Below are 13,920 nucleotides of genomic sequence, written 5' to 3' on the forward strand. Positions count from 1 at the left end.
TACCGTCCCCCGTCACTCCGCGGCCTGCGCGGTCGGGGTGTTGTAGCGGCGGTAGACGATCTGCGACGGGCGTCCGACCAGATGGTGTTCGACCCCGTCCTCCAGCGCCCGGCCGTAGATCTCAAGCGCCTCGTCCACAGCCTCGATGGTGCGATCGATGTCCCGGTCGCGATGCGCGTAGCTGACCACCAGCGAGGGCATCAGCACGCCGCGGCGTATGGTTTCCTGCAGCAGCAGGGTGCGGAACGCCTGCGAGGGGCGGCATTCGCCGTCGAGCGCGGCATAGGCGAGATTGCAGGGCCGGCCGAGCACCTTCACATGGTCTGCGAGCCCGCGCCGCCGTATGGCGTCCTCGATGCCGTCGCGCAATCTCAGGCCCTGGCGGTAGAGGTGCTCGACGACCGGCTCGCTCTCATAGATGTGCATGGTCGCCATCGCCGCGGCGAGCGCATGGGTCTCGGCGCCGTGCGTGGTCGAGAGCAGGAAGACCCGCGGCCGGTCGGTGTGGTCGAGCCCGCCAAGCCGCATGAACTCCCGCTTGCCGGCGAGCGCCGACACCGCGAAGCCGTTGCCCATCGCCTTGCCGAAGCAGGACAGGTCGGGATCGACGTCGTAGAGCTGCTGCGCCCCGCCGGCGTGCCAGCGGAAGCCGGTGATCATCTCGTCGAGCACGAACAGCGCGCCATTGTCGTGGCAGAGCTGCCGCAGCGCCTGCAGATATCCTTCCTTCGGGTCGTCGAGCCGCGCCGGCTCCAGGATCAGCGCCGCGATCTTGCCCGGATGCAGGGCGAACAGGGTGCGGGCGCTCTGCAGGTCGTTGTAGCGGAAGGTCAGCGTCAGCGCCTTGACCGCCTCCGGTATGCCGGCATCCATCGCCGTGGTGCCGATGAACCAGTCGTCGGTCGAGAAGAACGGATGGTCGGCGCAGCAGGCGATCCGGTCGCGGCCGGTATAGGCCCGCGCGAGGCGCATCGCCGCCGAGGTGGCGTCCGAGCCGTCCTTGCAGAACTTGACCATTTCGGCGCGGCCGATCAGCCGCAGGAACTGCTCGGCGCAGGCGGCCTCGATCGGCGAGGGGCGCGTGAAGTTGCAGCCGTTCGGCAATGCCCGCTGGGCCGCGCGTACCACCTCGGGATGGGCGTGGCCGAGCCCGACCGCGCGGTTGCCCATGCCGTATTCGATGAACTCATTGCCGTCGACGTCCCACACCCGGCAGCCGAAACCGCGCTCGATGAAGCCGGGCGCCAGCAGCGGATACTGGTCGTCGCCCTTCGCATAGGTGTGGCAGCCGCCCGGTATCAGACGGTGCGCATGCCGGGAGAGCCGTTCGGATGTCCTGAAACTCTGCACGTTGGGGATCATCCCGCGGCCCCTCCCGGCTGTTCTGCGGCGCCGCAGGATATCGCCGGCCGGCACGCGTCGCCGGCCTACAAACGGCGTCGCCGCGCTCGCCCAAATGGCGGGGGGCGAGCGGCGGAAAGGCGTAGCGCCGGCCACCGATAGCCGCCTCACGGCGGATGGCGGCGCAGCCTGACGATGATCCGGGCGGGGGCGGCCTGCCGTGCGTGCGGGCTTCGTCGGGGAGGCGTTCCATGGGCAACCACAGGCCCCGGCGGCACGAGGGCGCCGCCTCATGGCTGGCGGCGGCGGTGCTCGCCTTCGCGCTCGCCTGCATTTCGACGTCGGCCTTTGGCGACGCCATCTCCGGCGAGGTCACCTCCGGCGGCGCGACGTCGCCGGAGCGGCTGCGGCCGGTCGATATGGGCCTGCCCCTGCCGGACCCGGAGCCGGCGCTGCCACCGGCCGCCGATCCCTTCGATCCGCCGAGGCTCGCTACGGCCCCTAACGCGCCGGCGGTCGCCGACAGCCTCGCCACGGCGGGACCGGACGAGACCGTCACGCTGGCCGGCGGGGGCTTCGCGGCCGGGAACATCCGGTTCGCTGTCTTCTCCCAGACCGCCGCATCGCCCGCCAGCTTCGACGTCGTGGACGCGCTCGGCGCCGACGCGGTCTCGGCCTCCTTCACGCTGCCCCGGCGCCTGACCTGGTCGACCTATCTCGTGTGGCCGGAGCAGGACGGCCGGCGCGGCCGGCCCTTCGCCGTCAACCGCACGGAGGCCTGGTGGGTGGGCCCCGACGTCGCGGCGGCCGGCGCGACGGTGTCGGTGTTCGGGCGCAACCTCGCCACCGGGAACGGCACGCAGCAGTCCTTCGTCTACATCAAGCCGACCGGACAGGCCGGACAATGGCTCGAGCCGCTGTCGGTCGATCCCTACAAGGTCGATGTCCGGGTGCCGTCGCTGCAGCCGGGCAGCTATGAGATCTGGGTGCATAACGGGCATGGCGGCCGCTTCGGCTGGAGCGGGCCGCTCGTCCTGACGGTGCGCGCCGCGCCGACCGACGCATCCGCCCGCACCTTCGACGTCCGTTCCTTCGGCGCACGCGGCGATGGCAGCACCGACGACGGCGCGGCTATCGCCAAAGCCATCGCGGCGGCCGCGGCCCAGTCACCCGCGACCCTGTATTTCCCGGCCGGCACCTATGTCGTCGACCGTGTGCTCGACATTCCCTCCGGCGTGCGCTGGCTGGGCGAGGGTCGCGACCAGAGCCGCTTGACGCTGCGCATCCCGCTGTCGAAGCTGCGCGCCACCGCCTTCCTCGGAGGTGGCGGCGCCGACGTGACCTTCGAGCGGATCACCATCGATGCCGACGGGCGGATCGACGATGCCGCCGGCAACATGCTGATGCTCAACGGCCGCGACATCGCCTTCCGGCAGGCGCGCCTCACCTCCTGGGGCGGCATGACCCTGCAGGCGGGTGTGACCCGGCTGTCCTTCGACGATGTCGAGGTGACCGGCAAGGGATCGTTCGTCGGATCGAGCGCGCAGGTCTTCTTTAGGAACAACATTTTCCGCATGACCGACGACGGCGAATCCGCCGTCGCGAGCTGGGGCGGGAACGGCCTCGCCTTCATCGGCAACCAGCTCTTCAATGCCGACGAGACGCGCCCCGACGGCAACGGCATAGGCCGGCTGTTCGTCTCGCAGGGCCATTTCGGCAGCACCCGCAACCTCTATTTCGCCGACAACCAGACCCACAACGCGGCCCCGCGCGACTGCCGCTTCGTCGATTGCAACAAGGGCGAGCAGATCATCTTCGAATATGGCGCGGTGCGGCTGAAGCCGCGCGCCAGCGCGGTCGGACCCGACAGCGTCACCTTCGCGACCCTCACCGAGGACGAGACCCGCCCGCTCTGGCATGTCGTCGTCGCCGCCGGCAGGGGCGCCGGGCAGGCCCGGCGGGTGGTGGCCGTCGAGGGCAACACGCTGCGCCTGGAACGTGCGTGGACGGTGCAGCCGGACACCGCGACCAGCCTGTTCTTCATCACCCCGATCGCCGAGCGGGCGGTGGTCTATCGCAACCGTTTCCAGGGCCGCGCCACCTATGCGGAGCACGATTCCAACTCGACGGGGACGCTGGTCTGGGGCAATTGCCGCGACATCGTGGTCGCCGACAACGACATCGCGAACATGCGGCACGGCATCATGGTGGCGGCCACCTCCGGCACGGCGGAGGACAGCGTGTCCGCGCCCTATTTCGTGCTGGTGACCGGCAACCGCATCGTCGACGGCAATAACGGCCTCTATGCCGGCCTGACCTTCGGCTACGACACCGTTCCGCCGATCCTCGGCGGCATCGGCAATGCGTTCCGCGCGAACACCATCGCCGGCATGAGCCATATCGGCATCGCGCTCGACACCTGGGACACCGTCGGCGGCAGCATCCACGCCACCGTCGTCGAGCACAATCGCCTGCGCGACGTCCGGTTCGGGCTGGCTTCGGCGCTCAAGCTGATCTGGACCGGGCTCGATTTCCGGCCGACGCCGGCGCGCGGCACGCGGCTCGCGCAGACGGTCCTCTACGACAACAGCTTCGATCGCGGCAGCGCCGTCGCGGAGGGCTCGTTCGGCTTCCTTTCCGCCCCGCAGCAGGGCTGGATCGGCCGCGTCAATCTCTGGCGGGATTTTGCGTCGGGCAATGGCGGGCCGGGCGCCGCGCCGCCCTGACGGCGGCCTGAGGGGAGCACCGCGCGCGTCGTCACTCCGTGTCGTCTATGGCGTCGCTGAAGCGCTCGATATCGGGGATGACGAGGTCATTGCCGACCCGCCGCACGAGGCCGATCTCCTGCAGCCGGCCGAACTCCCGCGTCACCGTCTCGCGATTGGTGCCCACACGGGCCGCCAGGCGCGTATGCGTCGGCGCAGGCGAAAGGGTGACGGTGCCGCTGTCGGAGCCGCGCTCCCGGCAGATGCGCAGCAGCTCGGCGTGAATCCGCGCCCGGGCGCCGAGCGTGCTGAACTCCACGACCTGGTCCATGAGGATGCGCAGCTCGCTGGCGAGATGCGCGAGCAGCGCCTTGTAGAGCACGGGATTGCGCACGGCCATCGCCATGAAGGTGTGGCCGTTGATGGCGGCGAACGCGCATTGCCCCACGGCGGTCACGCTCGCCGGAGAGGGGAAGCCGTCGATGAGCGCGAGCTCCCCGAGCAGGGCGGCCTTGGGCGGGCGCCGGATGTGAACCGCCCTTCCCACGCTGGTATAGATCGTCGTCTGCACCTCGCCTTCGAGAAGGAAGTATATGTCCGTGTTTATTTGTCCGAGAGATAAGATCTCTTCTCCGTCGGAATGCGATACCCAGCGGCATTGCGCTTCGATCGTGCCGACTTCTTCAAGCGAAAGTGGAGAGAATAGATTGAGTTTTCGAAAAATTTCTCTCTCATAGTCCCTCATGTCCTCCTCCGCGCGCGTTTCCTTGTTATGTCGTTGGTGGTTTGACGCGTTCCACATGTCGTGCGTCGTCACGCCGATCCCAGCCGCATATCCTTCCAATGCCGAGCCGTTCCCTTTCTTCGGTTTTGCCGGTTGCCGGCCGGCAGGGCACGGCCTTCTGCCGCCACGACGGCGCGCCGGGCGGATTCCCGACGAGATGTGAAAGGCCGATCTTCGACCGGACGGGGGGCGATAGGGATAAGGGGCTGCGCGGCGCGTCATGGACACTGGCGGCGGTCCCGAAGCTCGGAAGCCACGACTGCGCAGTTCCTCTGCCGAAGCGGGAAACTGTCCTTATTTCGGGCCGCTCGCGTCGGCTCAAGACACGCAATCCTTTGATTCAGAGCTTGACGTAAGGTATCCGGATAGCGATCACTTCGAGGCGTGGAAGACGACCAAGTATTACAATTATACACCTAAATTGGTTATAATCTAACTCTCCATTCGGATAGACCGCCGGGCATCCGGATAGCTTGCGTATGCATTCCAGATCACTCCCTCCGTCGAAAAGATCATGGATTTCGCGGCGGCTGGGGAATGTGGCTGGGGAGGCGGCCGGTGACCGCGCCAACATCTCCCCGAACGTGTCGCCGCCATCTCCCGTTGGCCGAATAGGACCGCCGCCGGGCTGGCGCCTAGGCTCGTTCCGGGTGCCGTGTGACGGGGACCAACCCTGGCGGCTGCTCATTCGAGCTTTGGACCGGTCTCGGCGAGGCGCCATGTTGACCTATGCTCTGGCTCCGTTGAGTGCGCTTCTTCTGTCGGCGGCGCTGATTGCCGGCTTCGAGCGGATCGCAATCCCCGCCGGGCTCGTTGATCGCCCGACGGCGCGCAAGGTGCACATCGGCAATGTCCCGGTGGTCGGCGGTCTCGCCATGTTCCTCGCCTTTCTGGCGGTGGGATTACCGGCTGGGGCGGTCCCCGGCGGGCACTGGGAGCTGGCCGCCGCGCTTGCGGTCCTGGTCGGCCTCGGCGTCATCGACGACCGCATCGATCTCGGCGCGCGCACCAAGCTCGCCGTCCAGATCTTCGCCGCGCTCCTGATGACCGCCCCGAACCGGCATGTGCTGGACCTCGGCTTCCTGTTCCCGGGCCTGCCCGGCTTCGCTCTCGCCCTCGCCTGGCCGGTTTCGGTGGTGTTCATCGTCGGGCTGATCAACGCCTTCAACATGATCGACGGCCTGGACGGCCTCGCCGGCGGCCTCGCCGCCTCGGCGCTCGGCTGGCTCGCCTTCATCGCCGGCGCTCAGGATCGCCCCGGCGAATGCCTGACCCTGCTGATATTGCTCGCCGCCACGCTCGGATTCCTCGCCTTCAACATGCGCCACCCCTGGTGCGGCCGGGCGCGGGTGTTCATGGGCGATGCCGGCAGCATGATGCTCGGCGCGGCCATCGCCTATTTCATCATCGTGCTCGGCGAGCCCGGCCCCGCGACACCGGGCCATCACTGGCCGTTCCTTCTGTGGCTGGCGGCGATCCCGGTGATCGACACGGCGAGCCTGATCGTCCGCCGCCTTCTTGCGGGGCGCAGCCCGTTCTCCGCCGATCGCTGGCATCTGCACCATCTCCTGCTGGCGCAGGGGCTGTCCGTCCCGGCGATCTGCCTGCTGCTGGTCGGTCTTTCCGTCCTGATGGGCGCTATCGGCGTCGCCGGGCCCGGCCTCAATCTGCCGGCGCTGGGCATGCTCGTCGCGCTCGTCGTGCCGGCCGCCGTCCACACCGCCTTCGTGACCCGCGAGGCGTGGATCGGGGCGCTGCATCATGGCCGGCCGGTGCGTGCGGCCGCCGTGCCGTCGGCACCGGTCTCGGAGCGGAAGTGATGCGCTTCGCCTATTTCGGCTTTCCCCATGTCGGAGGCACCCACACGGTGTTCCGGCAGCTCCATGCCGGCCTCGCTCCGTACGGCGTCACGGTGCGCTGGCTGGGCATGGCGCCCGCCGCGCTGGCGGCCGCGGAGGATCCGAAATGGGCCGCCGATATCGCCCTGGGCCGCGTCGTCGGCCATGCCGGCGCCAGCCCGCAGGCGCAGGCAGCGGCGCTCGTCCATGCGGTGGCAGCCGGCGGCTATGACGGCGTGTTCGTCAATGTCTGCGCCGACCGCGTCCAGATGAACATCGCCCGCTACCTGCCGGCGCATGTGCTGCGGATCATGATCGTCCACAACATCACCCCCGGCACCTATGCCGCCGCGCGCGCGATCCGCGACCATGTCCACGCCACCGTCGGCGTTTCCGAGCGCTGCCGGTCGGACCTCGTCGAACGGCACGGGTTTGCGGCCGAGCGCATGTCGGTCATCCCGCACGCCTTCGAGGCCGGCGCCCTGCCGGGCGAGCGCCCGGCCCGGCGTGGCGAGGGGTGCCGCCTGCTGTTCCTCGGGCGGGTCGAGGACACCGCGAAGGGCGTCTTCTGGCTGCCCCGCATTCTGGAGCGGCTGCCGGCCTCGGCGACCCTCACCGTCGCCGGCGACGGGCCCGACCTTCCGCGGCTGGCGCGGCAGCTCGCGCGCTTTCCGGACCGTGTCCGCCTGGCGGGAATGGTGGCGCCGGACGAAGTCGGAGAGCTGGTGCGCGGGCACGACTTATTGCTCGCGCCCTCGCGCTTCGAAGGCTTCGGGCTGTCGATGCTGGAAGCCATGGCGGGCGGGTGCGTGCCGGTCGCCTCGCACATTCACGGCGTCACCGACACCATCGTCGACGATGGTGTCGACGGCTTTCTCTTTCCGGTCGGCGACTGGCGCCGGGCGGCCGCCCATGTCGAGGCGCTGATGGCCGACCCCCTCCTGCTGTCGGCGGCGTCAGCGGCGGCGATGGGAAAGGCGCGGCGCGCCTTCGGCCTCAACGCCATGGCCGCGCGCTATGCCGGGCTGATCGGCGCGCTGGCATCGGCGCCGCCGGCCATTGCCGCTCCGCTCGAACTCGGACAATGGTCGATGCCACCCGGCATGCGCGACGGCTGGCGCACGGCCCTGCCGCAACCGGTCAAGAACGCCCTGCGCCTGCTGCGCGAGCGGCTCGCCGGCAACGGTCCGGCACAGGGCCTGCCGGGCGGTCCGCGGGCTATCCGCCGCCACTTCGAAGCCCGCTAGGGGGACGCCATGGCCGTCGCCGAGCACGGACTCGATCGAAGCGGTGTCACCACCAGCGGTATAGCGCCGACGCCGACGCCTGCGGACCGGCCCGAGCCGCGGAGCGGATGCACGCCCGGCATCTCGGCGCTGATCATGACGTTCAACGAGGAGGTCAACCTGCCGGCCTGCCTCGCCTCGCTCGCCTGGTGCGACGACATCGTCGTGCTGGATTCCGGCAGCACCGACAGGACGGTCGAGATCGCCCGGCTGGCCGGCGCCCGGGTGGTGGAGCGGCCCTACGACAACGAATGCAACCAGCGCAATTTCGGCCTGACCGGCATCGGCTACCGGCACCCCTGGCTCTACATCCCCGACGCCGACGAGGTGACGCCGGCCGATCTGCGCGACGAGATGCTGGCGATCGCGCGCGACCCGTCGCGGCCGGAATCCTTCTTCCGCGCCCGCTACAGGAACATGTTCATGGGCCGCTGGATCCGCCGCAGCAGCCTCTACCCGACATGGATACCGCGGCTGGTGCATGTCGATCGCGTCCGCTTCGAGCGGGCCGTCCACATGCGCTGCATGGGCGAGGGGCCCGAGGGCCGGCTGGAAGCCCATTTCGTCCACTACAGCTTCAACAAGGGGTTGTCGGCCTGGTACGACAAGCACAACAAATATTCGCAGGTCGAGGCGCGGGAGGCGTTGCGGAGCCTGCGTGACGGCCGGGTTCCCTGGGCCGACCTGTTCGCCGCGACGCCGGAAGCGCGCCGCCGCGCGCTGAAGGAGCTGGCCCTGCGCCTGCCGTTCCGCCCGACCCTGCGGTTCATCTACATGTACGTGATCCGTCGGGGATTTCTCGACGGCTGGCCGGGCTTCACCTATTGCCGGCTGCTCGCCACCTACGAGCACATGATCGTGCTCAAGACCGTCGAGCTGGAGCGGCGGGAAAAGGGCCTGTCGATATGACCCCCGGGCCCGATCCCGAGTCCGCAGCGGGTCCCGCCCGGGCGGCCGGGCACGGGCGCCGGCGATGGTGGCTGGTCATCGGCTGCGCGGCGGTCGGCCTTGCCGGCCTCTATCTGCTGGCGATGCTCGGCGCCGAGTCGCTGCTGACGGTGCGGGACCGGATCGCGGCGGCCGACGTCATCGTCGTGCTCGGCGGCGACGGGCCGGCGCGCGCCGCCTGGGCGGCGGCGCTCTGGCACAAGCGGGTGGCGCCGCTGGTTCTGGTCAGCGGCGACGGCGACTGCCGGTCGATCGCCGACGCCATGATCGCCGAGGGCGTCGACGCGGCGGTGATCACCCTCGAATGCCGTTCGAAGACCACATGGGAGAACGCGGCGTTCTCCGCCCCTGTCCTCGCCCGGCTGGGGGTGCGGCGGGCGGTGCTCGTCACCAGTTGGTTCCACTCCCGCCGCGCCCTTGCGAGCTTCGCGGCGCATGCGCCCGATGTGCGCTGGCTGTCGGTCCCGGCCGAGCGCGGCGAGGATTGGCTGAGCCTCGCCGGCAGTCCCGACGGTCTCGCCCTGCTGAAGGAGTTCCCCAAGACGCTCTGGTACTGGGTGCGCCATCCGAGCCTATGGTGGCCGGACAACCCCGCCGGGTCCGCCCCCGCCCGTCCGGCCGGCGGCTACGGAGCGGTCGCATGAACGCGATGTTCGCCTGGATGCTGACCGGCACGGTGGCCTGGCTGCTGCTCTGGGGCTTCGCGCGGCCGGAGCGGATGTACCAGTTTCCCTTCCTGGCGGGCGCCATCACCTTCAGCTTCATCCTGCCCCAGATGCCGGCGCTCGCCGACGACATGTTCCTGCCGCCGGACGCCTTCGCCAAGACCATCGGCTTCACCGTGCTCTGCCTGCTCGCCTGCCGGCTCGGCTGGGCCGCCCATGCCCGGCCCTTCCGGTTCCTGGAGGCGCATTTCGACGAGCAGCGCCTGCTTGCCGTGGCGGCCCTGTTCTCGCTGGCCGGTGCCTATTTCTACTTCCAGCTCAGCCGGCTTCCCGGCGATCTGACGGTCGGCGTGCAGATGTCCGGCGTGCCGGTGATCTATCTGTTCTTCGGCCGGCTGCTGAGCTACGGGCTCGGCATCGCGCTGCTCTGCGCGGCGCGCCGGCCCTCGCTCGCCGCCTGCGCGATCATCCTGTTCGACGCGACGTTCTACTTCGACCGCATCGTGGTGACCGGCAAGCGCGCGGAGGCGGCGGAGCTGGTGCTGATGGTGCTGCTGGCGATCTGGTTCTACCGCCGCTGGGTGATCCCGCGCATCGTGGTCCTCGTCAGCCTGCTGGCCGGCACGGTGCTGATGACGAGCATGAGCGACTACCGCGACATCACCCGCGCCGAAGCGTCGCCGAAATGGTCGGAGGTCGCCAGCATCGACGTGTGGACCAATTTCACCGAGCAGCTCCAGCACGGCGGGCTCGAGCTCCGCAACGCGGTGCTGCGCATCAACGACGCTGACGCCACCATGGCGTTCGACTACGGCACGTTCCACTGGAACACGCTGGTGTTCAACTATGTGCCGGCGCAGCTCTTCGGTGCCGAGTTCAAGGACTCGCTGATGGTACAACCGCCGCCGCGCGCGCGCGACTACCATCCCTCGACCGGCACCACCGAGACCGGCATGGCCGATGCCTTCCAGTCCTTCTGGTATCTCGGCTTCATCAAGTTTCTGCTGCTCGCGATGGTGGTGCGCCGCATCTGGGAGAGCGCCGTCGTGGGCTGGGCGGGCGGCCAGCTCCTCTACATGTTCACCGCCGTTCCCGCGACCCATGCCATATCGCACACCACCGACTGGGTTCTGTCGGTGTGGATGCACATGGCGCTCTTCGTCCTGCCCGCCCTGCTGTTCGCCCTCTCCCCGCGGCGGCGCAGCGCGCCTGCTCTCCCGGCGCGGCGCGGTGCGGGTGGCCGCGCGATCCCGGAGGCACGATGATCATGCGCTCGCGCTTTGCCGAACCCGGACTTTCCGTCGCCAGGGCACCGGCGCCGAGGCTCGGCGGGCCGACCTTCAGCCTCGGCGACCGCGTACGGCGCCTCGCATGGAGCGCCTGCTGGCTGCTGCTCGCCGCATGGACGCCGCCGGCGATGCGGGGATGGCGCCGCGCCCTGCTGCGCCTGTTCGGCGCCAGCATCCACCCGACCGCCATCATCCGCGGCAGCGCCCGCATCTGGTGGCCGGCGAACCTCACCATGGGTGCGCATGCCTCCATGGGCCCTGGCGTAATCTGCTACAACGTGGCGCCGGTGATCATCGGCGATTTCGCCATCGTCTCGCAGCGCGCCCATCTGTGCACCGGCACGCATGACGTGGACGACGATGCCTTTCCGCTGGTCGCCGGTCCGATCCGCATCGGAGCCGGGGCCTGGATCGCCGCCGAGGCGTTCGTCGGCCCGAATGTGGAGGTCGGCGCCCATGCGGTGCTGGGTGCGCGCGCCGTCGCGGCCCGCTCGCTGGAGCCGCACATGATCTATGTGGGCAATCCGGCGCGGGCCGTGCGGCGCCGGCGATTACGGAACATGCTCTAAAGCCGCGCCGCCGCTGCCGGCCGCGCGAGCCCGGCATCCGTCTGCCGGGCATGGGCGCGGTAGGCGGCGAGCGTCGCCACGGCGATCTGCGGCCAGGTGTAGTGGGCGTGGATCAGCTCCCGCCCGTTGCGGCCCATGGCCGCCGCCTTTTCCGGCGCGCCCGCTATGTCGATCAGCGCGGCCGCGAAGCGGGCCGGATCGAGCGGCAGTACGAGGCCGGCGCCGGCCGCCGCGACCTCCGGGAAATGACAGGCCTCGGAGATGACCACCGGGACGCCGCAGGCCATGGCCTCGGTGATGGCGATGCTGAAGCCTTCCTGGCGGCTCGGCAGGCAGAAGCAGACCGCCTCGGCATAGGCGGCGAGCTTGGCGGCGCCGAAGCGCGGGCCGGCCATGTGCACGCGCGCCCCCAGCCCGAGCTGCCGGATCTGCGCCCTGAAGGCGTCGCCGGCACCGTCTTCGGGACCGATCACCACGAGGTCGAGCTGCGGGCAGGCGTTCGCGACCATGCGGAAACTCTCCGCCAGTATGTCCAGCCCCTTCTTGCGGTGGAGCCGGGAGAGGAACAGGACGAAGGGCCGGTCGCCGAGCCCCGGCACCGTGCGCCGGAAGCTGCCCGGCTCGGGCGAGGCGGCGAGTTCGGCCGGGCATATGCCGTTCGGGATCACCACCACCGGAGGATGCAGGCCGAGCGGCCCCATCAGTTCGGCCTCGTCGGCGTTCAGCGCCTGCAGGAAGGCGGCATGCTCCAGCATGAAGCGATAGCCGAGTTGCAGTGCGAGCCGCTTCTTCCACGGCTTCTGCGCAAGGCTCCAGCGGTCCAGCATGCCGTGCGGGCTGAGGCAATAGGGTGTCGAGGCCTGCCGCGCGCAGCTTGCCGCGATCCGCAGCAGCGTCTCCCAGACCCCGTGCAGATGCACGAAATCGGCTTCCGCGACGAGCGAAGGCAGCCGGGAGCGCATCCGGCTTCCGAAGATACGTTCCACGCCACCCGGCGCGGGAAGGAGGGTCCACTCCAGCGCGTCGACATGCGGCACCTGCGCGGCGGCGTGAAGCGCGCTCCGCAGCAGCGCGTCGTCGCCGTGGCTGACGATGCGGACATGGTGACCAAGGCCCGCCTGCGCCGCCGCCAGCCGCACCACACCGGATTGCGGGCCGCCATGGGCCGGATCGATGCTGGCGACGACGTGGGCGATCCTCATGGCGACGGCTCCGCCGGGACGCGGGTTGCCGCCGGTGCCGGGTCGTGCCGGAGGGATGAGCGTCCGGCCGCGAGTAGCAGCGGCGAAAGCGCCTCCATCAGCCGGTCGCCATAGCGCTCCAGCGTGTAGTCGGCGCTCCGGCTGGCGGCATTGCGCGACATCTGCGCCATCAGTTCCGGCTCGGCGGCGAAGCGTTCCAGCGCGGCGACGATGGCGTCCGCGTCGCGGATCGGCACGATGAAGCCGTCGAGCCCGTCGCGCACCACGCTGCCGGTGTTGCCGGTGCAGATCACCGGCAGCCCGGCCGACATCGCTTCATAGACCGCCGTCGCCGACCCCTCGCACAGGGACGGCAGCAGGAACACGTCGGCCCAGGCGAACTGGTCGCGCATCTCGCTGCGCGGGATCGGGCCGGTCAGCTCGACGAAGCGGGCGAGCTGCGCCGCCACCGCCGGCGGGACGCCGCACGGGCCGACCATGCGGAACGCTGCCCGGCCGGCGAGCCTGTGCGCGGCCTCGATCACATAAGGCGAGCCCTTGCGCAGCCCGACGGCGCCGACGGTGAGCACGCGCAGCGGCCCGGGTCGTCTTTCGCCCGGGCGCGGAACGGCGAAGCGCCCGTCGACGCCGTAGGGCACCAGCGCGCAGCGCGCCGGCGCGACGCCGCTGTCTATCACCGCACGCATGACGAAGGCCGAGGGGCAGATAACGCGGTCGGCGAGCGCCCATTCGGCGCGCTCGCGCGCGGCGAAGAACGGGGCGAGCCGGTCCGGCCGCTGCGGCGGCTGCCATTCGGGGAAGCGCTCGCTTTCCTCGCGCAGCAGGCGCTCGACCATGTCGCGCGGCGCGATCATCTGTTCGACCGCGGTCCAGAGCCCCTGCGCACGCGCGGCGGCGAGCATCTCCAGCGCGTCGCCGGCGAAGGCGTAGACGCCTGAGGCGCCGTGGAAGCCACGGCCCGCGACCAGCTCGGAAAAGCGCTGGCCGGCCCAGAGAGCGTTGCGGGTCTCGGCCTCGCGGCTGCGGCCAGCGAGTCGTCGCAGCGCGGAGTCGAGGCCGAAGCCGGGAAAGCTGGTGACGCGCTCGGCCGGAACGCCTTCCGGGCGGCGCGCCGCCAGCCGCCGCACGGCGCGCGGCAGCAGCCGCGGCGGCAATCGCGCGATGAGCCTCGGCCAGCCCTGCGTGGCGCAGATGTCGGTGTAGAAGTGCGCCAGCTCGCCCCGCTCGGCGAGGATGCGCGGCACGGCGTAATGCATCCGCGCCCCGAGCTGGCTGACCACCACGCCCGCCATG

At 70.2% G+C, this 13,920-nt stretch carries 11 protein-coding genes; 7 read left to right on the plus strand and 4 right to left on the minus strand.

Annotation, left to right across the window (positions count from 1 at the left end; translation table 11 throughout):
* Positions 1 to 12 precede the first annotated feature (12 nt).
* Positions 13 to 1,362, minus strand: a complete 1,350-nt coding sequence (locus tag U742_RS0106455; RefSeq protein ID WP_029351195.1) for a glutamate-1-semialdehyde 2,1-aminomutase — start codon at positions 1,360 to 1,362, stop codon at positions 13 to 15.
* Between the two features lie 230 nt (positions 1,363 to 1,592).
* Between U742_RS0106455 and U742_RS0106460 the strand changes: the two genes are divergently transcribed.
* The gene (locus tag U742_RS0106460) at positions 1,593 to 4,067 is read left to right on the plus strand and encodes a glycosyl hydrolase family 28-related protein (RefSeq protein WP_051660895.1); all 2,475 of its coding nucleotides are present in this window, start codon (positions 1,593 to 1,595) and stop codon (positions 4,065 to 4,067) included.
* A gap of 31 nt (positions 4,068 to 4,098) precedes the next feature.
* Here U742_RS0106460 and U742_RS22840 read toward each other — a convergent pair whose 3' ends face one another.
* Complete coding sequence (locus U742_RS22840) at positions 4,099 to 4,791, minus strand: Crp/Fnr family transcriptional regulator (RefSeq protein WP_197028186.1); 693 nt, start codon at positions 4,789 to 4,791, stop codon at positions 4,099 to 4,101.
* A 758-nt stretch (positions 4,792 to 5,549) separates the two neighbouring features.
* Here U742_RS22840 and U742_RS0106470 point away from each other — a divergent pair.
* From U742_RS0106470 to U742_RS0106495, 6 genes are all read left to right on the plus strand, one after another.
* The gene (locus tag U742_RS0106470; protein WP_051660896.1) at positions 5,550 to 6,650 is read left to right on the plus strand and encodes an MraY family glycosyltransferase; all 1,101 of its coding nucleotides are present in this window, start codon (positions 5,550 to 5,552) and stop codon (positions 6,648 to 6,650) included.
* Entirely contained in the window at positions 6,650 to 7,915 is a 1,266-nt protein-coding gene (locus U742_RS0106475; RefSeq protein ID WP_081852854.1) for a glycosyltransferase family 4 protein, read from the plus strand. The genes U742_RS0106470 and U742_RS0106475 overlap by 1 nt, the downstream gene beginning before the upstream one ends.
* A gap of 135 nt (positions 7,916 to 8,050) precedes the next feature.
* Complete coding sequence (locus U742_RS0106480) at positions 8,051 to 8,863, plus strand: glycosyltransferase (RefSeq protein WP_038360792.1); 813 nt, start codon at positions 8,051 to 8,053, stop codon at positions 8,861 to 8,863.
* A complete protein-coding gene (locus tag U742_RS0106485) occupies positions 8,860 to 9,546 on the plus strand; it encodes a YdcF family protein (protein WP_051660897.1) in 687 nt (228 codons plus the stop codon). Before U742_RS0106480 ends, U742_RS0106485 begins: the two co-directional genes overlap by 4 nt.
* Complete coding sequence (locus tag U742_RS0106490) at positions 9,543 to 10,832, plus strand: hypothetical protein (RefSeq protein WP_029351207.1); 1,290 nt, start codon at positions 9,543 to 9,545, stop codon at positions 10,830 to 10,832. The genes U742_RS0106485 and U742_RS0106490 overlap by 4 nt, the downstream gene beginning before the upstream one ends.
* A 2-nt stretch (positions 10,833 to 10,834) precedes the next feature.
* Positions 10,835 to 11,425: an LbetaH domain-containing protein gene (locus U742_RS0106495; RefSeq protein WP_029351210.1), complete on the plus strand. Its 591-nt coding sequence runs from the start codon at positions 10,835 to 10,837 to the stop codon at positions 11,423 to 11,425.
* Here U742_RS0106495 and U742_RS0106500 read toward each other — a convergent pair.
* Together U742_RS0106500 and U742_RS0106505 are read right to left on the minus strand one after the other, a co-directional pair.
* Complete coding sequence (locus tag U742_RS0106500; RefSeq protein ID WP_029351212.1) at positions 11,422 to 12,627, minus strand: glycosyltransferase; 1,206 nt, start codon at positions 12,625 to 12,627, stop codon at positions 11,422 to 11,424. The two genes, U742_RS0106495 and U742_RS0106500, sit on opposite strands and share 4 nt — an antisense overlap.
* Positions 12,624 to 13,919 carry a glycosyltransferase family 4 protein gene (locus tag U742_RS0106505; RefSeq protein WP_081852856.1) on the minus strand — a complete coding sequence of 432 codons (1,296 nt, stop codon included), beginning with the start codon at positions 13,917 to 13,919 and terminating at the stop codon, positions 12,624 to 12,626. The genes U742_RS0106500 and U742_RS0106505 overlap by 4 nt, the downstream gene beginning before the upstream one ends.
* Between the last annotated feature and the right edge of the window lies 1 nt (position 13,920).

This window comes from Allobosea sp. 117, from assembly GCF_000702305.1.
Taxonomy (GTDB): Bacteria; Pseudomonadota; Alphaproteobacteria; order Rhizobiales; family Xanthobacteraceae; genus Ancylobacter.